Raw genomic sequence first — 25,809 nt, 5'->3', positions numbered from 1 at the left:
CCGGTCGGCGACGGCCCCAGGGTTCTCGTCCGCCGTCGAATGTCCATCGAACGTCATTCGACAGTCCACGCAGCTCAAGGAGAGTCTTCGAGCGATGGCCGGTCCCGCGTTCCGCGCCGCCGCCGTCCGGGTGCGCGTCCCCGCCACCAGCGCCAACCTCGGTCCGGGCTTCGACGCCCTCGGCCTCGCGCTGGGCCTCTACGACGACGTCGTCGTCCGGGTGGCCGACTCCGGGCTGCACATCGACATCGCCGGTGAGGGCGGCGAGACCCTCCCGCGGGACGAGAGCCACCTTCTCGTACGCTCCCTGCGCACCGCCTTCGACCTGCTCGGCGGACAGCCGCGCGGTCTGGAGATCGTCTGCGCCAACCGCATCCCGCACGGCCGGGGCCTCGGCTCCTCCTCGGCCGCGATCTGCGCCGGGATCGTCGCCGCCCGCGCCGTGACCATAGGCGCCGAGGCGAAGCTCGACGACACCGCGCTGCTCGAGCTGGCCACCGAGATCGAGGGGCACCCGGACAACGTCGCGGCCTGCCTGCTCGGCGGTTTCACCCTGTCCTGGATGGAGGGCGGCGCCGCCCGGGCGATCAGGATGGAGCCCGCCGATTCCATCGTTCCGGTGGTTTTCGTGCCCGCGAAGCCGGTCCTCACCGAGACCGCGCGCGGACTGCTCCCGCGCACCGTGCCGCACGTCGACGCCGCCGCCAACGCGGGCCGTGCCGCCCTGCTCGTCGAGGCCCTGACCAGGCGCCCCGAGCTGCTGCTGCCCGCCACCGAGGACCGCCTGCACCAGGAGTACCGCGCCCCGGCCATGCCGGAGAGCGCCGCACTGGTGGAGCGGCTGCGCGGGGACGGCATCCCCGCGGTCATCTCCGGCGCCGGACCCACGGTCATGGCGCTGGCCGACGCGGGCACGGCCGACAAGGTCGAAGCGCTCGCCGGCGCCGGCTGGGCCGCCAACCGGCTGGGCCTGGACGCCCGGGGAGCGAGCGTCCTGCCGCTCGCCGCCTGACACGGTCGCCGGATTTGGAGAGGGGGAATGTTTGTTGGATCCGGTAGTGTTAATCTCAAGTCTGCACCCGACCCCACCATGGCGAGGTGCCTCGTGTCCCCGTCCGGGACAGACATTCTTCCGGGAGCCCCCCAAGCCGCACTGTGTTCACTGCTACGTACGCGGGCAGTACGTCGTACGCGGACACTGAACGGCCCGCAGGTGGGGGCACCCCCTCTGGGGGAGCTTCGGAACCGGTGCGACCACGCCACGTGACACTGGGTGCCACGGCTCGGGGGAGCGCCATCACCAGATATCTCTTCCGCCGCGCAGGCGGACAACCGCCCCGGCACGGTCCACACCTCAGGGAACGATGCCGGACAGCACAACCGGTCGCCGAGCCAGACAGGCCGACGTCCGCTCCAGGGAAGGACCCTTCGTGAGCGACACCACCGATCTGATGGGCGCACGTGTCGAGGAGACCGCTGCCGCGCCCGCCACGGACGCTTCCGCGCCTGCCTCCGGTGCCGGCTCCCGGCGGCGCCGCGGTACCGGCCTCGAGGGCATGGTGCTGGCCGAGCTGCAGCAGGTCGCATCCGGCCTCGGCATCAGGGGCACCGCGCGCATGCGCAAGAGCCAGCTGATCGAGGTCATCAAGGAGGCGCAGGCCGCCGGTGGAGGCTCCGCCTCCGGGGACGCCCCGGCCAAGGCCGAGTCCGCCGAGACCAAGCCCAAGCGCCGCGCCACCTCCCGCGCCCGTACGGGCGACACGGCCGAGAAGGCGGAGAAGGCCGGGAAGAAGGCCGAGGCCAAGGCCGAGCAGGCGCCCGCCGACAAGGCCGCGGCCCAGCAGCAGATCGAGATCCCGGGCCAGCCCTCGCCGAAGGCCTCCGCCGCCGAGCAGGCCGGGGAGAGCGCTCCCACCGAGCGCCGCCGCCGTCGCGCCACCGCCGACGCGGGCGCCCCGGCCGCCGCGACGGAGACGGTCACGGCCGAGGCGAAGACCGAGACCAGGACCGAGGCCCCGGCGCAGCAGCAGTCGCAGCAGGGCGAGGGCAAGTCCGACCACGACGGCGGCGAGGGCCGCCGGCGTGACCGCGGCCGTGACCGTGACCGAGGCCGCGACCGCGACCGCCGCACCAAGGGCGACGACCAGCAGCAGAGCCAGGGCGGCGGCCGTCAGCAGACCCAGCAGGGCGGCGGCGGAGGCCGGCAGGACGACGGGTACGACGACGACGGAGGCGGCCGCCGTGGCCGTCGCGGCCGCTACCGCGACCGCCGTGGCCGCCGTGGCCGTGACGACGTGGCCGAGCCGCAGGTCGCCGAGGACGACGTCCTGATCCCCGTCGCGGGCATCCTCGACATCCTCGACAACTACGCCTTCATCCGGACCTCCGGCTACCTGCCCGGTCCGAACGACGTGTACGTCTCCCTCGCCCAGGTCCGCAAGAACGGCCTGCGCAAGGGCGACCACGTCACCGGTGCGGTCCGCCAGCCCAAGGAAGGCGAGCGGCGCGAGAAGTTCAACGCGCTGGTGCGCCTGGACTCCGTCAACGGCATGGCGCCCGAACACGGCCGCGGCCGCCCGGAGTTCAACAAGCTGACCCCGCTGTACCCGCAGGACCGGCTCCGTCTGGAGACCGACCCGGGCGTGCTGACCACGCGGATCATCGACCTCGTGTCGCCGATCGGCAAGGGCCAGCGCGGTCTGATCGTGGCCCCGCCGAAGACCGGCAAGACCATGATCATGCAGGCGGTCGCCAACGCGATCACCCACAACAACCCCGAGTGCCACCTGATGGTCGTCCTCGTCGACGAGCGTCCGGAAGAGGTCACCGACATGCAGCGGTCGGTGAAGGGCGAGGTCATCTCCTCGACCTTCGACCGCCCGGCCGAGGACCACACCACGGTCGCCGAGCTGGCCATCGAGCGCGCCAAGCGCCTGGTGGAGCTGGGTCACGACGTGGTCGTGCTGCTCGACTCGATCACCCGCCTGGGCCGTGCGTACAACCTCGCCGCCCCGGCCTCCGGCCGCATCCTGTCCGGTGGTGTCGACTCGACCGCCCTGTATCCGCCGAAGCGCTTCTTCGGTGCGGCCCGCAACATCGAGGACGGCGGCTCGCTGACCATCCTCGCCACCGCCCTGGTGGACACCGGGTCCCGCATGGACGAGGTGATCTTCGAGGAGTTCAAGGGCACCGGCAACATGGAGCTCAAGCTCGACCGGAAGCTCGCCGACAAGCGCATCTTCCCCGCGGTGGACGTCGACGCGTCCGGCACCCGCAAGGAGGAGATCCTGCTCGGCAACGAGGAGCTCGCCGTGGTCTGGAAGCTGCGCCGGGTGCTGCACGCGCTCGACCAGCAGCAGGCGATCGAGCTGCTCCTCGACAAGATGAAGCAGACCAAGTCGAACGTCGAGTTCCTCATGCAGATCCAGAAGACGACGCCGACGCCGGGCAACGGCGACTGACGTCACCCCCTTCCCGGGCCCCCGCGCGGGCACGACGAACGGCCGTCCCTTAACGGGGCGGCCGTTTTTCGTGCACGGATGTCGTCGGACAGGTGTACGATCACGCTGCTTCGGGCTGTCCCTGAAGGGATCTCAAGCCCGAACTCATCATCCCGAGGGGGGAATTGCATGGATACACCCATGTCCGGATCCGGCCGCCACAGACGCCGGATCGCCGTCGTCGCGGCCGGTGCCGCCGCGGCGGTCGGCGCGGCGCTGCTGACGGCGCCGGCCGCCCAGGCCGCGCCCGTGCTGCCGCAGCCGACGGTCGCTCCGGCGATGGAGTCGCCGTCCCAGGCCGAGCTGACCCGCCGCGTCGTGGGAGCCATGGCGGCGGACGAAGCCGCGCGGGCGAAGGACAAGGCGCCGCTCAGCTCCACCACGAAGAGCGACTCCGGCATCGACGCGAAGATCATCGGTGGCACCACCACCACGATCGCCTCCGCGCCCTGGATGGCGCAGCTGCACTACTACGACGAGGCCAACGACTTCGGCTTCTTCTGCGGCGGCGTCGTCGTCGCGCCGACGAAGATCCTCACCGCCGCGCACTGCGTCAAGGGCTACGACTGGTACTCCAACGGCGCCGTCGTCACGGGCACCGCCCAGCTGCCCTCCGCCGGCGGCGACCTGCACGGCGGCACCGCCACCGGTGTCTGGCGGCAGTGGCACCACCCGGCGTACAAGGACGCCACCATCGACAACGACATCGCGGTGCTCACGCTGCCGGTGCCGGTGAAGGCCACCCCGATCCGCATGACGACGGCGGGCGACACCGCCTCGTACGCGGCCGGGACCAAGGCCCGGGTCTACGGCTGGGGGCGCACCACCTCCACCAACGACGAGGTCTCCGACGTCCTGAAGACGGCCACGCTGCCCATCCAGTCCGACGCCACCTGCGCCGGAGCCTGGGGCAGCGACTACGTCCGCGGGCACATGGTCTGCGCGGGCACGCCCGCCACCGGCAGCGACGCCGGCACCACCACCGCCTGCAACGGCGACTCCGGCGGCCCGCTCGTGGTCGGCAACCGGATCGTGGGCGTCGTCTCCTGGGGCGTCGAGGACTGCGTGGCGAAGGGCGCCTACGGCGTCTTCACCAAGGTGACCACCTACGTCGGCGCCACCTACCCGCGCATCGACGACACCGACATCAACGGCGACCACCGCGCCGACCTGTGGGCCCGCAAGAAGTCCACGGGCGTCGGCTACTCCCGGAACTCGCTGAGCTCCCGGTTCGCCGCCCAGGAGGAGTGGGGGGACTGGAGGGGCGTCAACACCGTCCTGCAGACCGACCTCGACCGCGACGGCTACCAGGACCTGGTCTACCGCGCCACCGACGGCACCGTGTACTGGGCGCACTACGTGATCTCCAGCGGCACCTGGGCCACCAAGCGGCTCAGCACCGGCTGGAAGTCCGTCCGGCAGATCGTCACCCCCGGTGACGTGACCGGCGACTACGTGCCCGACCTGCTGATGGTGGACTCCGCGGGCGTGCTGTGGACCTACCCGGGCAAGGGCAACGGCACCTTCTCGGCGCGTCTGAAGACCGGCACGGGCTGGGGCGGGTTCGACGTCCTGCGCGGCCACGGCGACTTCACCGGCGACGGCCGGACCGACCTGGTGGCCCGCGTCCGCAGCACCGGCGACCTGTACCTGTACAAGGGCACGGGCAAGGCCGGCTCCGGCTCCTTCACGGGCCGGACCAAGCTGGCCACGTGGAAGAGCACCACGTACAACGCCCTCGTCACGGTCGGCGACGTCAGCGGCGACGGCAGGGCGGACCTGCTGGCCCGCACCCCGAGCGGCACGCTGTACGCCTACCGGGGCACCGGACGGAGCACCGCGCCGTTCTTCTCGGCGCGGGTCTCCATGGGCACCGGCTACCAGCAGTACGACGTGCTGGGCTGAGCCCACAGCGCGTCCGCGGGACCGCGGGGCGGCCCCGGGAATGATTCCGGGGCCACCCCCGTTTTGGGAGACGGCCCCAGTCCTGGCAGACTGGTACGTCGGCTCCGGTTCACGCTCCCGCATCCCGCGGCGGCGACCCGGCGCCCTCCCGGAACCTAGGAGACACCTTGAAGCGCGACATCCACCCCGAGTACGTCGAGACGCAGGTCAGCTGCACCTGCGGCGCGTCGTTCACCACCCGCAGCACGATCTCCAGCGGCAACATCCGCGCCGAGGTCTGCTCCGAGTGCCACCCGTTCTACACGGGCAAGCAGAAGATCCTCGACACCGGTGGCCGTGTGGCCCGCTTCGAGGCCCGCTTCGGCAAGGCCGCCGGCTCCAAGAAGTAGCGAGCCCCGAATCGCCGGTCCACGGCCGCGCCCCCGTCCGGGGGGCAGGCCGGGACCGGCGTTTTTGGTCGCCCGCCCCTTCACCCACGTACCAGCAGGAGCCCAAGATGTTCGAGGCCGTCGAGGAACTCGTCGCCGAGCACGCCGACCTGGAGAAGAAGCTCGCCGACCCGTCGGTCCACGCCGATCAGGCGAACGCGCGCAAGCTGAACAAGCGCTACGCCGAGCTCACCCCGATCGTCGCCACGTACCGCTCCTGGAAGCAGCACGGCGACGACATCGAGACCGCGCGTGAACTGGGCGCCGACGACCCGGACTTCGCCGCCGAGGTCAAGGACCTCGAGCAGCGGCGCGAGCAGCTCACCGAGAAGCTGCGGCTGCTGCTCGTCCCGCGCGACCCCAGCGACGACAAGGACGTCATCCTCGAGATCAAGGCGGGCGCGGGCGGCGACGAGTCCGCCCTGTTCGCCGGCGACCTGCTGCGCATGTACCTGCGCTACGCCGAGCGCGTCGGCTGGAAGACCGAGATCATCGACGCCACCGAGTCCGAGCTGGGCGGCTACAAGGACGTCCAGGTCGCGGTGAAGTCCCGCGGGCAGACCGAACCCGGCCAGGGCGTGTGGGCCCGGCTGAAGTACGAGGGCGGGGTGCACCGCGTGCAGCGGGTGCCCGCCACCGAGTCGCAGGGCCGCATCCACACCTCGGCCGCGGGCGTCCTGGTGACCCCCGAGGCGGAGGAGGTCGACGTCGAGATCAACCCGAACGACCTGCGCATCGACGTCTACCGCTCGTCCGGCCCCGGCGGGCAGTCGGTGAACACCACGGACTCCGCCGTGCGCATCACGCACCTCCCGACCGGCGTCGTCGCCTCCTGCCAGAACGAGAAGAGCCAGCTGCAGAACAAGGAGCAGGCCCTGCGTATCCTGCGCTCCAGGCTCCTCGCCATGGCGCAGGAGGAGGCGGAGCGCGAGGCCGCCGACGCCCGCCGCAGCCAGGTCCGCACCGTCGACCGCTCCGAGAAGATCCGCACGTACAACTTCCCGGAGAACCGCATCTCGGACCACCGCGTCGGCTTCAAGGCGTACAACCTGGACCAGGTCCTGGACGGCGACCTCGACGCGGTGATCCAGGCCTGCGTCGACGCGGACTCGGCCGCCAAGCTCGCCGCCGCGTAAGCCCCGTAGACAGTCCGGAGGACCAGTGAACCTGCTGCTCGCCGAGGTGGCCCAGGCCACCCAGCGGCTCGCCGACGCGGGCGTGCCCTCGCCGCGCACCGACGCGGAGGAGCTCGCCGCGTTCGTGCACGGCGTCAAGCGCGGCGAGCTGCACACGGTCAAGGACGCCGACTTCGACGCCCGGTACTGGGAGGTCATCGCCCGCCGCGAGGCCCGCGAGCCGCTCCAGCACATCACCGGCCGGGCGTACTTCCGCTACCTGGAGCTCCAGGTGGGTCCCGGGGTGTTCGTCCCGCGCCCCGAGACCGAGTCGGTCGTCGGCTGGGCCATAGACGCCGTCCGCGCGATGGACGTCGTCGAGCCCTGCATCGTCGACCTGTGCACCGGCTCCGGCGCCATCGCGCTGGCTCTCGCGCAGGAGGTGCCGCGTTCGCGCGTGTACGCCGTGGAGCTGTCCGAGGACGCCCTGCGGTGGACCCGCAGGAACATGGAGGGGTCCCGGGTCGAACTGCGCCAGGGGGACGCCCTGACGGCCTTCCCCGACCTCGACGGCCAGGTCGACCTGGTGGTCTCCAACCCGCCGTACATCCCGCTCACCGAGTGGGAGTACGTCGCCCCGGAGGCCCGCGACTACGACCCCGAACTGGCCCTGTTCTCCGGCGAGGACGGCCTCGACCTGATCCGCGGCCTGGAGCGCACCGCGCACCGGCTGCTGCGCCCCGGCGGGGTGGTCGTCGTCGAGCACGCCGACACCCAGGGCGGCCAGGTGCCGTGGATCTTCGCCGAGGACCGCGGCTGGACCGACGCGGCCGACCACCCCGACCTGAACAACCGACCCCGGTTCGCCACCGCACGCAAGGCGCTGCCGTGACCGGCCGGGCGCACACTTCATCCCCCCAGCAGCACCTGTACGAGGAGGCCCGCTAGATGGCTCGGCGATACGACACCAACGACGCGACCGACCGCGCGACCGGTCTGCGTGAGGCCGCGTCCGCCGTGCGCCGGGGCGAGCTCGTGGTGCTGCCGACGGACACCGTGTACGGCGTCGGCGCCGACGCCTTCACCGCGGAGGCCGTCGCCGACCTGCTCCAGGCCAAGGGCCGCGGCCGCAACATGCCCACGCCCGTCCTCATCGGCTCCCCGAACACCCTGCACGGCCTGGTCACCGACTTCTCCGAGATGGCCTGGGAGCTGGTCGACGCCTTCTGGCCGGGCGCGCTGACGCTGGTCGCCCGCCACCAGCCGTCCCTCCAGTGGGACCTCGGCGACACCCGCGGCACGGTCGCGGTGCGCATGCCGCTGCACCCGGTCGCCATCGAGCTGCTCACCGAGGTCGGCCCGATGGCCGTCTCCTCCGCCAACCTCACCGGACACCCGGCGCCGGAGAACTGCGACGCCGCCCAGGAGATGCTCGGCGACTCCGTCTCCGTCTACCTGGACGGCGGGCCCACCCCGGGCAACGTGCCGTCCTCCATCGTCGACGTCACCCGCCCGGTGCCCGTGCTGCTGCGCGAAGGCGCGCTCTCGCCCGACGAACTGCGCAAGGTGGTACCCGATCTCGAGGTGGCGAATTGACGGCCCCTGAGGCGGGGCGTGGCATAGGCAACGAGGAATCCGACGCGGAGGTGACGACCACCTTCGGGTTTCCGCGCGACACCTTCCGCATCCTCCACGTCAGCACCGGGAACGTGTGCCGCTCGCCCATCACCGAGCGGCTGACCCGGCATTTCGTGCACCAGCGCCTGGGCGTCCTGGGCGGCGGGCTGATCGTCGAGAGCGCCGGCACCTGGGGCCACGAGGGCGCCCCGATGGAGGCCCACGCGGAGACCGTGCTGGCGGAGTACGGGGCGGACGCCTCCGGCTTCACGGGCCGGGAGCTGCTCGACGAGCACGTCATCCGCGCCGACCTCGTGCTGACCGCCACCCGTGACCACCGCGCCCAGGTCATCTCCATGGGCCACTCGGCGGGGCTGCGCACCTTCACGCTGAAGGAGTTCACCCGCCTGGTGAACGCGATCGACCCGGCGACCCTGCCGCCCCTGGAGGACGGGCTGGTCATGCGCGCCCGCGCCCTGGTCCGCGCGGCCGCCGCGCTGCGCGGCTGGCTGCTGGCGCCCACCGCCGAGGCGGACGAGGTGCACGACCCGTACGGCGCCCCGCTGACCTTCTTCCGGTCCATCGGCGACGAGATACACCAGGCGCTGGACCCGGTGGTGACGGCGCTGACCGGAGTGCCGACGCGGACCTGAGCGGCCGGCGGCGCCCCACGGGACGGGTGCGGGAACGCGGGCGCACCGGGACGGGCGGGCCTACATTGGTCGTACGCCAGTGCCGACGTCCGGGAGTCCATGATGACGGTCACCCATGCGCTCGAGGCCGATGTCCTGCGCCGGCAGGACCCCGAGCTCGCCGAGGTGCTGCTCGGGGAGCGCGAACGGCAGGCGACCACGCTCCAGCTGATCGCCGCGGAGAACTTCATGTCGCCCGCCGTGCTGGCCGCCCTGGGCTCGCCGCTGGCCAACAAGTACGCCGAGGGCTACCCGGGCAGCCGGCACCACGGCGGCTGCGAGATCGTCGACGTGGCCGAACGGCTCGCCGTGGACCGCGCCAAGGCGCTGTTCGGCGCCGAGCACGCCAACGTCCAGGCGCACTCCGGCTCCTCCGCGGTGCTCGCCGCCTACGCGGCCCTGCTGCGCCCCGGCGACACCGTCCTCGCCCTCGGCCTGCCCCACGGCGGCCACCTCACCCACGGCTCGCCGGCGAACTTCTCCGGCCGCTGGTTCGACTTCGTCGGCTACGGGGTGGACGCGGAGAGCGGACTGATCGACCACGGGCAGGTCCGCGCCCTGGCCCGCGCCCACCGCCCCAAGGCGATCGTGTGCGGCTCCACCGCCTACCCCCGCCACATCGACCACGCGTTCTTCCGCGAGGTCGCCGACGACGTGGGCGCGTACCTGATCGCGGACGCGGCGCACCCCATGGGCCTGGTCGCCGGGGGAGCGGCGCCCAGCCCGGTGCCGTACGCGGACATCGTGTGCGCGACCACGCACAAGGTGCTGCGGGGGCCGCGCGGCGGGATGCTGCTGTGCGGCGGGGAGCTGGCCGAGCGGGTGGACCGGGCGGTGTTCCCCTTCACGCAGGGCGGCGCGCAGATGCACACCATCGCCGCCAAGGCGGTCGCCTTCGGCGAGGCGGCGACCCCGGCCTTCGCCGCCTACGCCCACCAGGTGGTGACCAACGCGCGGGCGCTGGCCGCCGCCCTCGCCGCCGAGGGGCTCGTGGTCACCACCGGCGGCACCGACACCCACCTGATCACCGCCGACCCGGCCCCGCTCGGCGTCGACGGCCGCACCGCGCGCGGCCGGCTGGCGGCGGCGGGCCTGGTCCTGGACTGCTGCGCGCTGCCGCGCGACGGCCGAGGGCTGCGGCTGGGCACGGCGGCGGTCACCACGCAGGGAATGGGAACCCGGGAGATGACGCTGGTCGCCGGTCTGCTGGCGCGCGTGCTGCGCGGCGGCACGGACCCGGCACGGGTCCGGAAGGACGTACGGGACCTGGTGGCGGCCTTCCCGCCGTACCCGCGCTGAGCCGGACGTCCGGGGCGGGCCGCCGTCGGCGAAACCGTCCGTGCAACCATCGTCGCCATCCGGAAGTCCCCACTCGTATGCGCCCCTCGCTAGGGTGTGGGGCTGTGAAGGCCAGCGAGATCTGTGGGGAAGCCCGTGCGTGAATACCTGCTGACGCTCTGCATCACGGCCGCGGTGACGTACCTCCTGACCGGACCGGTACGGAAGTTCGCGATCGTGGCGGGGGCGATGCCGGAGATCCGGGCACGCGACGTGCACCGGGAGCCCACTCCGCGGCTCGGCGGGATCGCGATGTTCTTCGGCCTGTGCGCGGGCCTGCTGGTCGCCGACCACCTCACCAACCTCGGCACGCTGTTCGAGAAGTCCAACGAGCCGCGGGCGCTGCTCTCGGGGGCCGCGCTGATCTGGCTGATCGGCGTGCTGGACGACAAGTTCGAGATCGACGCCCTGATCAAGCTGGGCGGGCAGATGATCGCCGCCGGCGTGATGGTCATGCAGGGTCTGACGATCCTGTGGCTGCCGATCCCCGGCGTCGGCTCGGTCGCGCTCACCCAGTGGCAGGGCACGCTCCTCACCGTCGCCCTGGTCGTCATCACCATCAACGCGGTCAACTTCGTGGACGGCCTGGACGGTCTCGCGGCCGGCATGGTGTGCATCGCGGCGACCGCGTTCTTCCTGTACGCCTACCGCATCTGGTACTCGTACGGCATCGAGGCGGCCGCCCCGGCGACGCTGTTCGCGGCGATCCTGATGGGCATGTGCCTGGGCTTCCTGCCGCACAACATGCACCCGGCGCGGATCTTCATGGGCGACTCCGGCTCGATGCTCATCGGGCTGGTGCTGGCGGCCGGCGCGATCTCCGTCACGGGCCAGGTGGACCCGGACGCGCTGAAGCTGTTCGCCGGTTCGGAGAAGGAGGCCGTGCACCAGACGGTGCCGGTGTACATCCCGCTGCTGCTGCCGCTGACCATCATCGCGGTGCCGGCCGCCGACCTGATCCTGGCCATCGTGCGGCGCACCTGGCGCGGCCAGTCGCCGTTCGCCGCGGACCGGGGGCATCTGCACCACCGGCTCCTCGAGATCGGCCACTCGCACAGCCGGGCGGTGCTGATCATGTACTTCTGGTCGGCGCTGATCGCCTTCGGCGCGCTGGCCTACTCGGTGAACTCGGCGTCGATGTGGATCGTGCTGAGCGTGGTGATCCTCTCCACCCTCGGTCTGGTGCTGCTCCTGCTGCCGCGCTTCACCCCGCGCGCGCCGCGCTGGGCGGAGGCCTTCGTGCCGCCGCGTTACCGCCGTCGCCGCGCCTCCGTGACGGCCCTGGGGGCCGCGGCCCCGGAGACGGCCCCGGAGACGGCCCAGGAGGCCGCCGAAGGCCCGCAGGCGGCTCCCCCGGCCGGCGACCGCGACCCGGTGGCCGCCGGGGTCTCGGGGGCCAACGGCGCCACGGCTGTCGGCGCCCGTGCCGAATGGGCAGACCGGACGCAGTGAAGGTAAGAATCCGACTAGAGATTGCCAAGTCCTGGGGCTTCGATGGGCTCCCGTTGGCGCGGCAAAGCGCCTTATATCAGACATCGCGTCCTTGCTCACGCTCATCTGCGCGCTTTCACCCTCGTGCGTGACGTGCTCCACACCTCGCAGGTAAAGTCTCGCTCAAATAGTTTGTGATACCGTTCACGAGTCTCGCCGGGCGGAGTCGGCGGACCGTGGTACGACGGTTCGCGGGCGACCGGTGCTGTGCACCCTGCCCGGGGTTTACGCTCGTCCACGACGACACTCCTCGTACCCCTTCTCGCTTTGCCCCCTGCACCAGCGGAGCTGCCGCCATGCCGTCCAACGACGCCCGGATCCTGATCCAGGCCGCCGTGCCCACCGCTGTCGTCGGTGCGGTCGCCGTCGCGATCGGCGCCGCCGTCGAAGGCGGCAAGGGAGCGATCGGGGCGCTGATCGGTGCCGTGCTCGTGATCGTCCTCATGGGCACCGGGCTCTACGTGCTTCAGCGGGTCGCTCGGCAACTGCCCCACCTGTTCCAGGCGATGGGGCTGATGATGTACATGACGCAGCTCCTGCTGATCTTCGTCTTCATCGCCCTCTTCAAGGACACCACGCTGTTCCACCCGAAGGTGTTCGCGCTCGGACTGCTCGCCTGCACCCTGACCTGGGTCGCGGCACAGGCGCGCGCCACCATGACGGCCAAGACTCCCTACGTGGAGCCCGAGGCTCCGGCGGACGCGGGCAAGAAGAACCAGGGGCACGAGCAGTGAGCTGTAGGGCCGGGATAAAGGCGCGCGGGCGGCCCTGCTATCGTCCGGTGCCAACCGCGGCATCGCGGGCGCGGGCATCCGAGACGACGCCTGCCGTATCGCGAGGCGAGACGCCTCACAGCCGCCCCCACATCCGTTCCACCAGTCCCGTGACGATCCGCGGCCTCGTGCCGCGCCGACTCCACGAGGTTGCCCCATCCATGCGCCACGCCGAAGGAGCCCGCGGTGAGTGCTGACCCGACGCAGGTGCTCGCCTTCGAGACCGACTGCCACATCTTCGACGGCTGTGGCTTTCCGTCTCCCGGGCTGCACTCGTTCCTGTTCAAGCCCCTCTGGGGCGACGGCGACAGCAACCTGTACTTCAACAAGCCGATGTTGCTGGCGCTGCTCGGCTCGCTCGTCGTGATCGCCTTCTTCTGGGCGGCCTTCCGCCGGCCCAAGGTGGTCCCCGGCAAGCTCCAGATGGTCGCCGAGGCCGGCTACGACTTCGTCCGCCGGGGCGTCGTCTACGAGACGATGGGCAAGCGCGAGGGCGAGAAGTTCGTCCCCTTCATCGTCGCGCTGTTCTTCTTCGTGTGGATCATGAACCTCTGGTCCATCGTTCCGCTCGCCCAGTTCCCGGTGACGTCGATCATCGCCTACCCGGCGGTGCTCGCTCTGCTCGTCTACGTGGTGTGGGTGTCGCTGACCTTCAAGCGGCACGGCTTCGTGGGCGCCTTCAAGAACTTCACCGGCTACGACAAGTCGCTCGGTGCGGCCCTGCCGGTCGTCATGCTGATCGAGGCCTTCTCGAACCTGCTCGTGCGGCCCTTCACCCACGCCGTGCGACTCTTCGCCAACATGTTCGCGGGCCACATCCTGCTGGTGCTGTTCACCATCGCGAGCTGGTACCTGCTGAACGGCATCGGGATCGCCTACGCCGGCGTCTCGTTCGTCATGGTCCTCGTGATGACGGCCTTCGAGCTCTTCATCCAGGCTCTGCAGGCGTACGTCTTCGTCCTGCTGGCCGTCACCTACATCCAGGGCGCGCTCGCCGAGCACCACTGAGCGTCCCTCACCCGCCCCAGTCGTCCGATGGCCCACCCCCATCGGAAACCGTGAAGAAAAGGAAGAACTGGCATGTCCCAGACCCTCGCCGCCGTGACCGGCTCGATCGCTTCCATCGGCTACGGCATCGCCGCCTTCGGCCCCGGCATCGGCGTCGGCATCATCTTCGGTAAGGGCACCGAAGCCATCGCCCGCCAGCCCGAGGCCGCCGGCCTGATCCGCGCCAACCAGATCCTCGGCTTCGCCTTCTGTGAGGCGCTCGCCCTCATCGGCCTGGTCATGCCGTTCGTCTACGGCCTGTAATCACCTGATCCACGACCGGGTCACTAGACGAAAGGCACTCTGATATGAGCCCACTGCTTCATATCGCGGCTGAGGAGCAGAACCCGCTCGTCCCGCCGATTCCCGAGCTCGTCATCGGCCTGCTCGCCTTCGTCATCGTCTTCGGCTTCCTCGCCAAGAAGCTCCTCCCGAACATCAACAAGGTTCTGGAAGAGCGTCGTGAGGCGATCGAGGGCGGGATCGAGAAGGCCGAGGCGGCTCAGACCGAGGCCCAGAGCGTGCTGGAGCAGTACAAGGCTCAGCTCGCCGAGGCCCGGCACGAGGCCGCGCGCCTGCGCCAGGAGGCGCAGGAGCAGGGCGCCGCGCTCATCGCCGAGATGCGCGCGGAAGGCCAGCGCCAGCGTGAGGAGATCATCGCGGCCGGTCACGCCCAGATCGAGGCCGACCGCAAGGCCGCGGCGTCCGCGCTGCGCCAGGACGTCGGCAAGCTCGCCACCGACCTGGCCGGCAAGCTCGTCGGCGAGTCCCTCGAGGACCACGCCCGGCAGAGCCGTGTGATCGACCGCTTCCTCGACGAGCTCGACCAGAAGGCAGAGGCCGCACGATGAACGGAGCGAGCCGCGAGGCCCTGGCAGCCGCACGTGAGCGTCTCGACGCGCTGACGGACTCCACGTCCGTGGACGCGGCGGCGCTCGCCGACGAGCTGGCCGCCGTCACCGCGCTGCTCGACCGCGAGGTGTCGCTGCGTCGGGTCCTCACCGACCCGGCGCAGCCCGGCGAGGCCAAGGCCGATCTGGCCCGGCGCCTGCTCGGTTCGCAGGTCAGCGGCACCGCCGTGGACCTGGTGGCGGGCATGGTGCGCTCCCGCTGGTCGCAGTCGCGCGACCTGGTGGACGCGCTGGAGGAGCTGGCGGACGTCAGCGACCTCACGGCCGCCCAGAAGACGGGCGCGCTCGACGGCGTCGAGGACGAGCTGTTCCGGTTCGGCCGGATCGTCTCCTCCGACACCCAGCTGCGCGCGGCCCTCACCAACCGGTCCGCCACCGCCTCCGCCAAGGGCGAGCTGCTGAGCAGCCTGCTCGGCGGCCGGGCGCACGCGGCCACGGTGCGTCTGGTGACGCGCCTCGTGACCGCGCCGCGGGGACGTAGCCTGGAGTCGGGACTGGAGTCCCTGTCCAAGCTCGCCGCCGAGCGCCGGGACCGCACGGTGGCCGTCGTCACCTCTGCGGTGCCGCTGAGCGACCGGCAGAAGCAGCGCCTGGGCGACGCCCTGGCGAAGCTCTACGGCCGCCGCATGCACCTCAACCTCGACGTCGACCCCTCGGTCATCGGCGGGATGCGGGTGCAGGTCGGTGACGAGATCATCAACGGCTCCCTGGCCGACCGGCTCGAGGACGCGGGCCGCCGGCTGGCGGGCTGAGCACCACATTCTTCATAGGCAGTACGTACTTACGGCCCTGGTTGGGCCGTGCAGAGGATTCACCTCCTGTAGGGGGGAGTCCCCATCCCCCCCAAGTGAAACTTCGGGCCCAACAAGGAGAGCAGGGAACTCAGATGGCGGAGCTCACGATCCGGCCGGAGGAGATCCGGGACGCGCTGGAGAACTTCGTCCAGTCGTACAAGCCGGACGCGGCCTCGCGCGAGGAGGTCGGTACGGTCACCCTGGCCGGTGACGGCATCGCGAAGGTCGAGGGCCTGCCCTCGGCCATGGCCAACGAGCTGCTGAAGTTCGAGGACGGCACCCTCGGCCTCGCCCTCAACCTCGAGGAGCGCGAGATCGGTGCCATCGTCCTCGGTGAGTTCAGCGGCATCGAGGAGGGCCAGCCGGTCACCCGCACCGGCGAGGTGCTGTCCGTCGCCGTCGGCGAGGGCTACCTCGGCCGTGTGGTCGACCCGCTCGGCAACCCGATCGACGGCCTCGGCGAGATCGAGACCGAGGGCCGCCGCGCCCTCGAGCTGCAGGCCCCCACGGTCATGCAGCGCAAGTCGGTGCACGAGCCGATGGAGACGGGCTACAAGGCCGTCGACGCGATGACCCCGATCGGCCGTGGTCAGCGTCAGCTGATCATCGGCGACCGCCAGACCGGCAAGACCGCGCTGGCCGTCGACACGATCATCAACCAGCGCGACAACTGGCGCACCGGCGACCCGAAGAAGCAGGTCCGCTGCATCTACGTCGCCATCGGCCAGAAGGGCTCCACCATCGCGTCGGTCCGCCGCGCGCTGGAGGAGAACGGCGCGCTGGAGTACACGACCATCGTCGCCGCCCCGGCGTCCGACCCGGCCGGCTTCAAGTACCTGGCGCCGTACACCGGCTCGGCCATCGGCCAGCACTGGATGTACGAGGGCAAGCACGTCCTGATCATCTTCGACGACCTGTCGAAGCAGGCCGACGCCTACCGTGCCGTGTCGCTGCTGCTGCGCCGCCCGCCGGGCCGTGAGGCCTACCCGGGTGACGTCTTCTACCTGCACTCCCGTCTGCTGGAGCGCTGCGCGAAGCTCTCCGACGACATGGGCGCCGGCTCGATGACCGGTCTGCCGATCGTCGAGACCAAGGCCAACGACGTCTCGGCGTTCATCCCGACCAACGTCATCTCCATCACCGACGGCCAGTGCTTCCTGGAGTCGGACCTGTTCAACGCCGGTCAGCGCCCCGCGCTGAACGTCGGCATCTCCGTCTCCCGAGTCGGTGGTTCCGCGCAGCACAAGGCGATGAAGCAGGTCTCCGGCCGTCTGCGCGTGGACCTCGCCCAGTTCCGCGAGCTGGAGGCGTTCGCCGCCTTCGGTTCCGACCTGGACGCCGCGTCCAAGGCGCAGCTGGAGCGCGGTCAGCGCATGGTCGAGCTGCTGAAGCAGGACCAGTACCAGCCGATGTCGACCGAGGACCAGGTCGTCTCCGTCTGGGCCGGCACCACCGGCAAGATGGACGACGTGCCGGTCTCCGACATCCGCCGCTTCGAGAAGGAGCTCCTGGAGTACCTGCACCGCAAGGAGCAGGGCCTCATGACCTCCATCCGCGAGGGCGGCAAGATGTCGGACGACACCCTGCAGGCCGTGGCCGACGCGATCGCCGAGTTCAAGAAGCAGTTCGAGACGAGCGACGGCAAGCTGCTCGGCGAGGACGCCCCGTCCGCCGCCAAGTGACGTAAGGAAGGGACCTGACTCATGGGAGCTCAGCTCCGGGTCTACAAGCGTCGCATCCGATCCGTCACCGCGACCAAGAAGATCACCAAGGCGATGGAGATGATCGCCGCCTCGCGCGTCGTCAAGGCGCAGCGCAAGGTGGCGGCCTCCACGCCGTACGCGCAGGAACTCACCCGCGCGGTCAGGGCGGTCGGAACCGGGTCGGACACCAAGCACCCGCTCACCACGGAGGCGGAGAACCCGACCCGTGCCGCGGTCCTGCTCCTCACGAGCGACCGCGGCCTGGCCGGCGCCTTCAACGCCAACGCCATCAAGGCGGCGGAGCAGCTGACCGAGCGCCTGGAGCGCGAGGGCAGGCAGGTCGAGACGTACATCGTCGGCCGTCGTGGTGTGGCCCACTACAACTTCCGTGAGCGCACCGTCGCGGAGACGTTCACCGGCTTCACCGACGAGCCCTCCTACGCGGACGCCAAGAAGGTCGCGGCGCCGCTGATCGAGGCGCTGCAGACGGAGACGGCGGACGGCGGCGTGGACGAGCTCCACATCGTCTACACCGAGTTCGTCTCGATGATGACGCAGACGGCGGTCGGCTCCCGGCTGCTGCCGCTGCGGCTCGAGGACGTGGCCGAGGAGACCGCCGACAAGGGCGACATCCTCCCGCTGTACGACTTCGAGCCCTCCGCGGAGGACGTCCTCGACGCGCTGCTGCCGCGGTACGTGGAGAGCCGGATCTACAACGCGCTGCTCCAGTCGGCCGCTTCGAAGCACGCCGCCACACGGCGCGCGATGAAGTCGGCCACCGACAACGCGGGCGAGCTGATCAACACGCTCTCCCGTCTTGCCAACGCGGCCCGCCAGGCCGAAATCACCCAGGAAATCAGCGAGATCGTCGGTGGCGCCAGTGCCCTGGCCGACGCGACCGCGGGGAGTGACAACTAATGACCACCACTGTTGAGACCGCGACGGCTACGGGCCGCGTCGCCCGGGTCATCGGCCCGGTCGTCGACGTGGAGTTCCCCGTCGACGCCATGCCGGAGATCTACAACGCCCTGCACGTCCAGGTCGCCGACCCGGCCAAGGAGGGCGAGCTCAAGACGCTGACCCTCGAGGTCGCGCAGCACCTCGGTGACGGCCTGGTCCGCACCATCTCCATGCAGCCCACCGACGGTCTGGTCCGCCAGGCCCCGGTGACCGACACGGGCGCCTCCATCTCCGTGCCGGTCGGCGACTTCACCACCGGCAAGGTGTTCAACACCCTCGGTGAGGTGCTGAACGTCGACGAGGAGTACACGGGCGAGCGCTGGCCGATCCACCGCAAGGCGCCGAACTTCGACGAGCTCGAGTCGAAGACCGAGATGTTCGAGACCGGCGTCAAGGTCATCGACCTTCTCACCCCGTACGTCAAGGGCGGCAAGATCGGCCTGTTCGGCGGCGCCGGCGTGGGCAAGACGGTGCTCATCCAGGAGATGATCTACCGCGTCGCCAACAACCACGACGGTGTGTCGGTGTTCGCCGGCGTCGGTGAGCGCACCCGTGAGGGCAACGACCTCATCGACGAGATGAGCGAGTCGGGCGTCATCGACAAGACCGCGCTGGTCTTCGGCCAGATGGACGAGCCCCCGGGCACCCGTCTGCGCGTGGCGCTGGCCGGTCTGACCATGGCGGAGTACTTCCGCGATGTGCAGAAGCAGGACGTGCTGTTCTTCATCGACAACATCTTCCGCTTCACCCAGGCCGGCTCCGAGGTGTCGACCCTGCTCGGCCGTATGCCCTCCGCGGTGGGCTACCAGCCGAACCTGGCCGACGAGATGGGTCTCCTCCAGGAGCGCATCACCTCGACCCGTGGTCACTCGATCACCTCGATGCAGGCGATCTACGTCCCCGCGGACGACCTGACCGACCCGGCCCCGGCCACCACCTTCGCCCACCTCGACGCGACGACGGTGCTCTCCCGTCCGATCTCGGAGAAGGGCATCTACCCGGCCGTGGACCCGCTGGACTCGACGTCCCGGATCCTGGACCCGCGCTACATCGCGCAGGACCACTACGACGCGGCCATGCGCGTGAAGAACATCCTGCAGAAGTACAAGGACCTGCAGGACATCATCGCGATCCTCGGCATCGACGAGCTCGGCGAGGAGGACAAGCTCGTCGTCCACCGTGCCCGTCGCGTGGAGCGCTTCCTGTCCCAGAACACCCACGTCGCCAAGCAGTTCACCGGCGTGGACGGTTCGGACGTGCCGCTGGACGAGTCGATCGCCGCGTTCAACGCGATCTGCGACGGCGAGTACGACCACTTCCCGGAGCAGGCGTTCTTCATGTGCGGTGGCATCGAGGACCTGAAGAAGAACGCGAAGGAGCTGGGCGTCTCCTGACCCCCGCGCTCTGAAGTGAGCCGAACGGCTCACCCTTGAGGGGGCGGGCGCGTCCCGCCCCCTCTGCCACGCCCACTAGACTTGTAACCAACACCCGGCACTACCGCCGGGTGGTGACCCGAGGAGCCACCTTGGCTGCTGAGCTGCACGTCGCGCTGGTCGCGGCCGACCGAGAGGTCTGGTCCGGCGAGGCCACCCTGGTCGTCGCGCGCACCACGTCCGGCGACATCGGCGTCATGCCCGGTCACCAGCCGCTGCTCGGTGTGCTGGAGTCGGGCCCGGTGATCATCCGTACGCCCGAGGACGGAACGGTCGTCGCCGCGGTGCACGGCGGATTCATCTCGTTCGCGGACGACAAGCTGTCGCTGCTCGCGGAGACCGCCGAGCTGGCGGACGAGATCGACGTCAGGACGGTGGAGCAGGAGCTCTCCCGCGCCAAGGCGGAGAACGACGCCGAGGCCCAGCGCCGTGCGGATGTCCGCCTCCGGGCGGCGACGGCGGGGCGCTGACCCCGACGAGGTGCGATGACGTCACTCAGCCGCGGCCGGCACCGGAGCGATCCGGAGCCGGTCGCGGCTGAGGCAGATCTGGATGATTTTTCCGTTCCGTTACCTAGGAGACGAGGAGGTCGGTGTCGATGGTCCTCGCTCTGACTGTGTGCGGAATCGTCGTGGCCCTCGTGGTGGTGGGGCTCTTCGTCTTCGGCCTGCGCCGCCGCCTCATCCAGCGGTCCGGCGGCACCTTCGACTGCAGCCTGCGCTGGGACGCGCCCGAGAAGGGCGACGCCGGCGGCAAGGGCTGGGCGTACGGGGTGGCACGCTACAACGGTGACCGGGTCGAGTGGTTCCGGGTCTTCTCCTACGCCCCGCGTCCCCGCCGCGTCCTGGAGCGTTCCGCGATCGAGGTGGCCGGCCGCCGCGTCCCGGAGGGCGAGGAGGAGCTGGCGCTGCTGTCCGACGCGGTGATCCTCGCCTGTCTGCACCAGGGCACGCGTCTCGAGCTCGCGATGAGCGAGGACGCGCTGACCGGTTTCCTCGCCTGGCTGGAGGCGGCACCTCCCGGACAGCGGGTGAACGTCGCGTAGCGGCGTTCAGGGGCCCGCTGGTGGGGGTCCCCCCGGCAGCGGAGCTGTTGGGGGAGGGTGAACGTCGCGTAGCGGCGTTCAGGGGCCCTCCCCCTGGCAGCGGAGCTGTTGGGGGAGGGTGAACGTCGCCTGGTCCTCCGCTCCAGCACATCGCCCCTCCTCCCGGCCGGGAGGAGGGGCGATCGCTTTCTCAGGGGGAGGGAGGGGTTACCTCAGACCGGCGTCGACGGCGGTCGCCAGCTCACCGTTGCTGGTGTCGCCGCTGAACTCCCAGTAGAAGGCGCCGCCCAGGCCCTGGGCCTTGGCCCACGCCATCTTGGAGCCGATGGTGGCGGGGGTGTCGTAGGACCACCAGTTGGTGCCGCAGTGGGCGTACGCGGTGCCGGCGATGGTGCCGGTGGCCGGGCAGCTGTTCTTGAGGATCTTGTAGTCCTCGATGCCCGCCTCGTAGGTGCCGGGCGCGGCGCCGGTCGCGCTGCCGCCGGGGGCGGACTGGGTGACGCCGGTCCAGCCGCGGCCGTAGAAGCCGATGCCGAGCAGCAGCTTCTTGGCCGGGACGCCCTTGGCCTTCAGCTTGGCGATGGCGTCGGCGGAGTTGAAGCCGGCCTGCGGGATGCCCGGGTACGACGTCAGCGGCGAGTGCGGGGCCGTCGGACCCTGCGCGTTGAAGGCGCCGAAGTAGTCGTACGTCATCACGTTGTACCAGTCGAGGTACTGGGCGGCGCCGCCGTAGTCGGCCGCGTCGATCTTGCCGCCGTCGGAGCCGTCGGCGGTGATGGCCGCGGTGACCAGGTAGTCGGGGCCGAACTCGGCGCGGAGCGCCTGGGACAGCGTGCGGAAGGCGGCCGGGCCGCTGTTGTCACAGGTCAGACCGCAGGCGTTCGGGTACTCCCAGTCGATGTCGATGCCGTCGAAGACGTCGGCCCAGCGCGGGTCCTCCACGACCTGCTTGCAGGAGCGGGCGAACGCGGCGGCGTTCTGCGCGGCCTGGCCGAAGCCGCCGGAGTAGGTCCAGCCGCCGAAGGAGTACAGCACCTTGATGTGCGGGTACTTGGCCTTCAGCTGACGGAGCTGGTTGAAGTTGCCGCGCAGCGGCTGGTCCCAGGTGTCGGCCTGTCCGCTGACGGACTGGTCGGCGGTGTAGGCCTTCTCGTAAGCGGCGAAGGTGTCGTCGACGGTGCACTGACCGTTCTTGACGTTGCCGAAGGCGTAGTTGATGTGGGTGATCTTCGAGGCGGTGCCCGAGGTCACCAGGTTCTTGACGTGGTAGTTGCGGCCGTAGACGCCCCACTCGGTGAAGTAGCCGAGCTTGATCTTGTCGCCGGGGGGCGGGGGCTCCTCGGTGTTGCCGGTGGTGCGCACCTTGACCGAGCCGCTGACCGGGCCGGTCTGGTCGGCGGTGTCCCGGGCCTGCACGCTGTAGGAGTAGTCGGTGCCCTTGGACAGACCGGTGTCGGTGTAGGCGGTGCCGGTGACGGTGGCGACGCGGGAGCCGTCGCGCAGCACGTCGTAGTTCTTGACGCCCTTGTCGTCGGTGGCCGCGGACCAGGACAGACGCACCGAGGTGTCGGTGATGTTCGAGGCGGTGGGGGCGCCGGGGGCGCTCGGCGGGTTGTCACCGGGGTCGGTGGAGCCGCCGTCGCAGCTGCCGCCGTTGAGCTTGCAGTTGGCGGGGGAGCCGGAGCCGGCGCCGTTGAAGCCGAAGGTGAGGGAGGCGCCGGGGGCGAGGGTGCCGTTCCAGGGCTTGTTCTTGGCGGTCCAGTGGGTGCCGGAGGAGGTGACGTCCGCGTCCCAGGCGGAGGTGACCGAGGTGCCGGAGGGGAAGTCCCACTCGACGGTCCAGGAGCTGAGGCTGGTGGTACCGGTGTTCTTGATGGTCCACTTGCCCTCGAAGCCGGAGCCCCAGTCCTGGGTCTTGACGTACGTGGCGGTCGCCGACGTCGCCGCCTGGGCGGGATTCGCGAGGCCGACGAGGCCGGCGAAGGGGAGCACGAGGGTCGCGATCCCGGCCGCGACTCTGTGTCTGAAGCGCATGCCGCGCCTCCTTACTGGGGAGGGGGGCACGACTGAGCCTTCGTGCCCACGGTGCGGCGAGAATAGAAAGGTCTGGACCACGGGTCAATAGGTCTGGACCAGTGGACGCGGTGTTTGCGTTCTAAACCTTCGAGCGGCCTTCAGATGCCCAACTCCTGCGCGAGCACCGCGGCTTGCACCCGGCTGCGCAGCTCCAGCTTCCCCAGCAGGCGGCTGACGTGGGTTTTCACCGTGGCCTCGGCCATGTCCAGCCGCTCCGCGATGGCGGCGTTCGACAGCCCCTCCCCGAGACACGACAGCACCTCGCGCTCCCGCCGGGTGAGCCCGTCCAGCACCGACGCGTCGGCCGTCACCGGCCGGGCGGGCTTCGCGGCGAACTCCGCGATCAGCCGCCGGGTCACCGCCGGGGCGACGATCCCCTCGCCGCCCGCCACCGTGCGCACCGCCGTGATGAGGTCCTTCGCCTCCGTGTTCTTCAGCAGGAACCCGGCCGCACCGGCCCGCAGCGCCCCGAACACGTACTCGTCCAGGTCGAACGTGGTCAGCACCAGCACGTCCGCCAGGTTCTCCCCGACCACCTTCCGGGTCGCCGACACCCCGTCCAGGCGCGGCATCTGCACATCCATCAGCACCACGTCCGGGCGCAGTTCACGGGCGAGCGCCACCGCCTGCTCGCCGTCCGCCGCCTCACCCACCACCGCGATGTCCGGCGCGCTGCGCAGGATCAGCACCAGCCCCGCGCGGACGGCGGACTGGTCCTCGGCGACCAGGACCCGGATCATCAGGCTTCTCCTTGTTCGACGTCGGTGACCGGAAGGGTGGCGCGCACCACCCACAGCGTGCCCTCGGGGCCGTCCTCCGGACCCGCCTCGAAGGAGCCGTCCAGCAGGGCCGCCCGCTCCCGCATCCCCACCAGACCGGCCCCCGAGCCCGGTGCGCGCGGGCCGTCGCGGTCGCCGTAAGGGCTGCTCACCAGGACCTCCAGGGCGTCGGACGAACGCCACAGGGACACGGTCACCCGGCCCGGAGCGGCGTGCTTCAGCGCGTTGGTCAGCGACTCCTGCACGATCCTGTACGCGGCCAGCTCGACCGGCGCGGGCACGGCGCCGGGCTCGGCGTCCAGGGTGACGTCGAGGCCGTTGGCGTGGGCGCCCGCCACCAGGGCGGCGAGACCGTCGAGCGTCGGGGTGGCGGCCGGCTCCCGGTCGTCGGCGCCGTCGCGCAGGATGCCGATGAGCCGTCGCATCTCGGACAGACCCTGGACGCTGTTCTCCCGGATCACCGTGAGCGCCTCCTTGGAGGTGGCCGGGTCGTCCAGGGAGAGGGCGGCGGTGGAGTGGATGGCGATCGCGGAGAGGTGGTTGGCCACCAGGTCGTGCAACTCCCGCGCCATGCGCGAACGTTCCGAGGTGACCGCCTGGACCCGGTCCATCTCCGCGAGCAGTGCGGTCTGTTCCGCCTGGAGCCGGGCGGCGTCGGCGGCGTCCCGGTGGTTGCGCACGATCAGACCGGTCGACGCGGGCGCGAAGGCCACCGCGGCGACCACCAGACCGAACAGCAGCGCCTCGGGCACCCGCCAGGCGGCGTACGGCACCAGCATCGCCGCCAGCGTGAGGACCCCGGTGACCCATGGCAGGCGGCGGGCGAGCGCGGGGGAGCCGTAGACGACGGCGGCGTACATCAGATCGGTGTACATCACGATCGTGGCGATGCTGCCCTGCGTCATGGTGTCCGCGGCCAGCGCCAGTGTGCCGGCCGCCAGCGCGGTGCGCGGGGCGGTGCGGCGCAGCAGCTCGCAGCAGGCCGTCACGCCGAGCGGCACCAGCAGCGCCCAGCGGCCCCCGAACAGCACGATCGGGTCGTCGCCCGGCCGCACGCCCAGCCCGAACCCCCACAGCAGCAGCCCGCCCAGGAGTCCGGCGAGCGCGACCGAGATGTCGAAGCGGGGCGGGCGGAGGGGTGGTACGGCCATGGATCCCATCCAACACGGTGCGCGCGGCGTACGCCTGATCCCCGGGGCCGGTCCTGGACTGCATCTTTCGATGTACCGCGGAGTCGTCGGCCGCGACGACGCGCGGAGCCGGCGCGCACGGAAGTCTGGAGGGGTGACCGAGAGGAGCGAACCGTGATCGTCGCCTTGATCATCGCCTGCGAGATCGGGTTCTGGGTGCTGCTGGCGGCCGGCCTGGCCTTCCGCTACCTGCTGCGGATGCCCCGCACCGGCCTGGCGCTGCTGCTGTGCGAGCCGGTGCTGGAGGTCGTGCTGCTCGTCGCCACCGCGTGGGACCTGAAAAACGGCGCCGAGCCGAACTGGACCCACGGGCTCGCCGCGCTCTACATCGGCTACACGGTGGGCCACGGCCACCGCACCGTGAAGTGGCTCGACGGGCACGCGGCGCACCGCCTCGACGGCCGTCCGCTGGTGCGGCCGCCGCGCTACGGCCTGGCCCGCGCCCGGCACGAGGCCACGGTGTGGCTGGGCACCCTGACCGCCACCGCGGTGGCGACCGTGCTGCTCCAGCTCGCCATCTGGTACGTCGACGACCCGAGCCGCGTCACCTCCCTGGAGTCCTGGCGCTCCACCGCCTGGCGGGCGGCCGGCATCCACGGCGTGATCGCCCTCAGCTACTGGCTCTGGCCGAAGAAGACGCCCCCCGGGCACGGGGAGTCCGCCCCGGACGCGGACGGCCGCGCGGACCGGAAGAAGGCGGTCCGATGAGCAGGGCGTCGCGGAACATGCTCGCGGGAGCCCTCACCGCGGGCGCCGGGCTGCTGCTGTGGCGGTACGCCGGGGAGGTGGACGTGCCGGTGGTGACGCCCGCCAAGGCGGGCGTGGTGCTGATGTGCGCCGGGGCCGCCGAGACGCTGCTCGGCGTCTTCCGCGCGCTGACCGGAGCGGCCGGGCGGCCCCGCCGGGCCGGCCCGGCGGATGACGCCGGAGGAACCGGCGGCGCTGCGCGTCCCGGGTGAGCGGGGTCCGGTGGGGCCGGCCGCGCAGCCGATCGCCCCGCGCGGCGGCCGGC

At 71.0% G+C, this 25,809-nt stretch carries 25 protein-coding genes; 22 read left to right on the top strand and 3 right to left on the bottom strand.

Annotated features, from left to right (window positions below; genetic code table 11):
* Positions 1 to 94: 94 nt before the first annotated feature.
* From thrB to C1708_RS10465, 20 genes are all read left to right on the top strand, one after another.
* The gene (gene thrB, locus C1708_RS10560) at positions 95 to 1,012 is read left to right on the top strand and encodes a homoserine kinase (protein WP_106412431.1); all 918 of its coding nucleotides are present in this window, start codon (positions 95 to 97) and stop codon (positions 1,010 to 1,012) included.
* A gap of 418 nt (positions 1,013 to 1,430) precedes the next feature.
* Positions 1,431 to 3,461 carry a transcription termination factor Rho gene (gene rho, locus C1708_RS10555; protein ID WP_106412430.1) on the top strand — a complete coding sequence of 677 codons (2,031 nt, stop codon included), beginning with the start codon at positions 1,431 to 1,433 and terminating at the stop codon, positions 3,459 to 3,461.
* Positions 3,462 to 3,641: 180 nt separating this feature from the next.
* Positions 3,642 to 5,405, top strand: coding sequence for a trypsin-like serine protease (locus C1708_RS10550; RefSeq protein ID WP_106412429.1), 1,764 nt, complete (start codon positions 3,642 to 3,644; stop codon positions 5,403 to 5,405).
* 167 nt (positions 5,406 to 5,572) lie between these two features.
* Complete coding sequence (rpmE, locus tag C1708_RS10545; protein WP_006130146.1) at positions 5,573 to 5,794, top strand: 50S ribosomal protein L31; 222 nt, start codon at positions 5,573 to 5,575, stop codon at positions 5,792 to 5,794.
* Positions 5,795 to 5,901: 107 nt separating this feature from the next.
* Positions 5,902 to 6,969, top strand: coding sequence for a peptide chain release factor 1 (gene prfA / locus C1708_RS10540; RefSeq protein WP_106412428.1), 1,068 nt, complete (start codon positions 5,902 to 5,904; stop codon positions 6,967 to 6,969).
* A 25-nt stretch (positions 6,970 to 6,994) separates the two neighbouring features.
* The gene (gene prmC, locus C1708_RS10535; RefSeq protein ID WP_106412427.1) at positions 6,995 to 7,840 is read left to right on the top strand and encodes a peptide chain release factor N(5)-glutamine methyltransferase; all 846 of its coding nucleotides are present in this window, start codon (positions 6,995 to 6,997) and stop codon (positions 7,838 to 7,840) included.
* Between the two features lie 56 nt (positions 7,841 to 7,896).
* Positions 7,897 to 8,544, top strand: coding sequence for an L-threonylcarbamoyladenylate synthase (locus C1708_RS10530; protein ID WP_106412426.1), 648 nt, complete (start codon positions 7,897 to 7,899; stop codon positions 8,542 to 8,544).
* A complete protein-coding gene (locus C1708_RS10525) occupies positions 8,541 to 9,218 on the top strand; it encodes an arsenate reductase/protein-tyrosine-phosphatase family protein (protein WP_106412425.1) in 678 nt (225 codons plus the stop codon). The genes C1708_RS10530 and C1708_RS10525 overlap by 4 nt, the downstream gene beginning before the upstream one ends.
* Before the next feature lie 102 nt (positions 9,219 to 9,320).
* On the top strand, positions 9,321 to 10,556 hold the full coding sequence (gene glyA, locus C1708_RS10520; protein ID WP_106412424.1) for a serine hydroxymethyltransferase: 1,236 nt from the start codon (positions 9,321 to 9,323) through the stop codon (positions 10,554 to 10,556).
* Positions 10,557 to 10,691: 135 nt separating this feature from the next.
* Positions 10,692 to 12,047 (top strand): MraY family glycosyltransferase, encoded by a 1,356-nt coding sequence (locus tag C1708_RS10515; RefSeq protein ID WP_106412423.1) that lies wholly within the window; start codon positions 10,692 to 10,694, stop codon positions 12,045 to 12,047.
* A gap of 335 nt (positions 12,048 to 12,382) precedes the next feature.
* Positions 12,383 to 12,820 carry a Cg1360 family ATP-synthase-associated protein gene (locus C1708_RS10510; RefSeq protein WP_106412422.1) on the top strand — a complete coding sequence of 146 codons (438 nt, stop codon included), beginning with the start codon at positions 12,383 to 12,385 and terminating at the stop codon, positions 12,818 to 12,820.
* 225 nt (positions 12,821 to 13,045) lie between these two features.
* A complete protein-coding gene (atpB, locus tag C1708_RS10505) occupies positions 13,046 to 13,867 on the top strand; it encodes a F0F1 ATP synthase subunit A (protein ID WP_106412421.1) in 822 nt (273 codons plus the stop codon).
* A 72-nt stretch (positions 13,868 to 13,939) separates the two neighbouring features.
* Entirely contained in the window at positions 13,940 to 14,170 is a 231-nt protein-coding gene (gene atpE / locus C1708_RS10500; RefSeq protein WP_106412420.1) for an ATP synthase F0 subunit C, read from the top strand.
* A 44-nt stretch (positions 14,171 to 14,214) separates the two neighbouring features.
* Entirely contained in the window at positions 14,215 to 14,757 is a 543-nt protein-coding gene (locus C1708_RS10495) for a F0F1 ATP synthase subunit B (protein ID WP_106412419.1), read from the top strand.
* Complete coding sequence (locus C1708_RS10490; RefSeq protein WP_106412418.1) at positions 14,754 to 15,569, top strand: F0F1 ATP synthase subunit delta; 816 nt, start codon at positions 14,754 to 14,756, stop codon at positions 15,567 to 15,569. Before C1708_RS10495 ends, C1708_RS10490 begins: the two co-directional genes overlap by 4 nt.
* A gap of 134 nt (positions 15,570 to 15,703) precedes the next feature.
* Positions 15,704 to 17,293 (top strand): F0F1 ATP synthase subunit alpha, encoded by a 1,590-nt coding sequence (atpA, locus tag C1708_RS10485; protein ID WP_106412417.1) that lies wholly within the window; start codon positions 15,704 to 15,706, stop codon positions 17,291 to 17,293.
* A gap of 21 nt (positions 17,294 to 17,314) precedes the next feature.
* Positions 17,315 to 18,232 (top strand): F0F1 ATP synthase subunit gamma, encoded by a 918-nt coding sequence (locus C1708_RS10480; protein WP_106412416.1) that lies wholly within the window; start codon positions 17,315 to 17,317, stop codon positions 18,230 to 18,232.
* On the top strand, positions 18,232 to 19,668 hold the full coding sequence (atpD, locus tag C1708_RS10475; RefSeq protein WP_106412415.1) for a F0F1 ATP synthase subunit beta: 1,437 nt from the start codon (positions 18,232 to 18,234) through the stop codon (positions 19,666 to 19,668). Before C1708_RS10480 ends, atpD begins: the two co-directional genes overlap by 1 nt.
* 131 nt (positions 19,669 to 19,799) lie before the next feature.
* Positions 19,800 to 20,177, top strand: a complete 378-nt coding sequence (locus tag C1708_RS10470) for a F0F1 ATP synthase subunit epsilon (protein ID WP_106412414.1) — start codon at positions 19,800 to 19,802, stop codon at positions 20,175 to 20,177.
* A 128-nt stretch (positions 20,178 to 20,305) separates the two neighbouring features.
* Positions 20,306 to 20,752, top strand: coding sequence for a DUF2550 domain-containing protein (locus tag C1708_RS10465; RefSeq protein ID WP_106412413.1), 447 nt, complete (start codon positions 20,306 to 20,308; stop codon positions 20,750 to 20,752).
* Between the two features lie 207 nt (positions 20,753 to 20,959).
* On the opposite strand, the gene C1708_RS10460 is transcribed toward C1708_RS10465, so the two are convergent.
* The 3 genes from C1708_RS10460 to C1708_RS10450 all read right to left on the bottom strand — a co-directional run bounded on the left by C1708_RS10460 (position 20,960) and on the right by C1708_RS10450 (position 24,758).
* A complete protein-coding gene (locus C1708_RS10460; protein ID WP_106412412.1) occupies positions 20,960 to 22,786 on the bottom strand; it encodes a glycoside hydrolase family 18 chitinase in 1,827 nt (608 codons plus the stop codon).
* A 140-nt stretch (positions 22,787 to 22,926) separates the two neighbouring features.
* A complete protein-coding gene (locus C1708_RS10455; RefSeq protein WP_106412411.1) occupies positions 22,927 to 23,568 on the bottom strand; it encodes a response regulator in 642 nt (213 codons plus the stop codon).
* Positions 23,568 to 24,758 carry a sensor histidine kinase gene (locus C1708_RS10450; protein ID WP_106412410.1) on the bottom strand — a complete coding sequence of 397 codons (1,191 nt, stop codon included), beginning with the start codon at positions 24,756 to 24,758 and terminating at the stop codon, positions 23,568 to 23,570. The genes C1708_RS10455 and C1708_RS10450 overlap by 1 nt, the downstream gene beginning before the upstream one ends.
* Positions 24,759 to 24,911: 153 nt before the next feature.
* Between C1708_RS10450 and C1708_RS10445 the strand changes: the two genes are divergently transcribed.
* On the top strand, positions 24,912 to 25,505 hold the full coding sequence (locus tag C1708_RS10445; RefSeq protein WP_106412409.1) for a hypothetical protein: 594 nt from the start codon (positions 24,912 to 24,914) through the stop codon (positions 25,503 to 25,505).
* Positions 25,502 to 25,756 carry a DUF5708 family protein gene (locus C1708_RS10440; protein WP_106412408.1) on the top strand — a complete coding sequence of 85 codons (255 nt, stop codon included), beginning with the start codon at positions 25,502 to 25,504 and terminating at the stop codon, positions 25,754 to 25,756. Before C1708_RS10445 ends, C1708_RS10440 begins: the two co-directional genes overlap by 4 nt.
* The last annotated feature ends 53 nt before the right edge of the window (positions 25,757 to 25,809 follow it).

The organism is Streptomyces sp. DH-12, assembly GCF_002899455.1.
GTDB lineage: Bacteria > Actinomycetota > Actinomycetes > Streptomycetales > Streptomycetaceae > Streptomyces.
This window is presented reverse-complemented; position numbering and strand designations above follow the sequence as displayed.

What these genes read in the sequence shown, in the direction of transcription:
- thrB (WP_106412431.1), top strand. Translation starts at nt 95, where the DNA reads ATGGCCGGTCCCGCGTTCCGCGCCGCCGCCGTCCGGGTGCGCGTCCCC.
- C1708_RS10550 (WP_106412429.1), top strand. Translation starts at nt 3,642, where the DNA reads ATGTCCGGATCCGGCCGCCACAGACGCCGGATCGCCGTCGTCGCGGCC.
- prfA (WP_106412428.1), top strand. Translation starts at nt 5,902, where the DNA reads ATGTTCGAGGCCGTCGAGGAACTCGTCGCCGAGCACGCCGACCTGGAG.
- C1708_RS10530 (WP_106412426.1), top strand. Translation starts at nt 7,897, where the DNA reads ATGGCTCGGCGATACGACACCAACGACGCGACCGACCGCGCGACCGGT.
- glyA (WP_106412424.1), top strand. Translation starts at nt 9,321, where the DNA reads ATGACGGTCACCCATGCGCTCGAGGCCGATGTCCTGCGCCGGCAGGAC.
- C1708_RS10510 (WP_106412422.1), top strand. Translation starts at nt 12,383, where the DNA reads ATGCCGTCCAACGACGCCCGGATCCTGATCCAGGCCGCCGTGCCCACC.
- atpE (WP_106412420.1), top strand. Translation starts at nt 13,940, where the DNA reads ATGTCCCAGACCCTCGCCGCCGTGACCGGCTCGATCGCTTCCATCGGC.
- C1708_RS10495 (WP_106412419.1), top strand. Translation starts at nt 14,215, where the DNA reads ATGAGCCCACTGCTTCATATCGCGGCTGAGGAGCAGAACCCGCTCGTC.
- C1708_RS10490 (WP_106412418.1), top strand. Translation starts at nt 14,754, where the DNA reads ATGAACGGAGCGAGCCGCGAGGCCCTGGCAGCCGCACGTGAGCGTCTC.
- atpA (WP_106412417.1), top strand. Translation starts at nt 15,704, where the DNA reads ATGGCGGAGCTCACGATCCGGCCGGAGGAGATCCGGGACGCGCTGGAG.
- C1708_RS10480 (WP_106412416.1), top strand. Translation starts at nt 17,315, where the DNA reads ATGGGAGCTCAGCTCCGGGTCTACAAGCGTCGCATCCGATCCGTCACC.
- atpD (WP_106412415.1), top strand. Translation starts at nt 18,232, where the DNA reads ATGACCACCACTGTTGAGACCGCGACGGCTACGGGCCGCGTCGCCCGG.
- C1708_RS10465 (WP_106412413.1), top strand. Translation starts at nt 20,306, where the DNA reads ATGGTCCTCGCTCTGACTGTGTGCGGAATCGTCGTGGCCCTCGTGGTG.
- C1708_RS10460 (WP_106412412.1), bottom strand. Translation starts at nt 22,786, where the DNA reads ATGCGCTTCAGACACAGAGTCGCGGCCGGGATCGCGACCCTCGTGCTC.
- C1708_RS10455 (WP_106412411.1), bottom strand. Translation starts at nt 23,568, where the DNA reads ATGATCCGGGTCCTGGTCGCCGAGGACCAGTCCGCCGTCCGCGCGGGG.
- C1708_RS10450 (WP_106412410.1), bottom strand. Translation starts at nt 24,758, where the DNA reads ATGGCCGTACCACCCCTCCGCCCGCCCCGCTTCGACATCTCGGTCGCG.
- C1708_RS10440 (WP_106412408.1), top strand. Translation starts at nt 25,502, where the DNA reads ATGAGCAGGGCGTCGCGGAACATGCTCGCGGGAGCCCTCACCGCGGGC.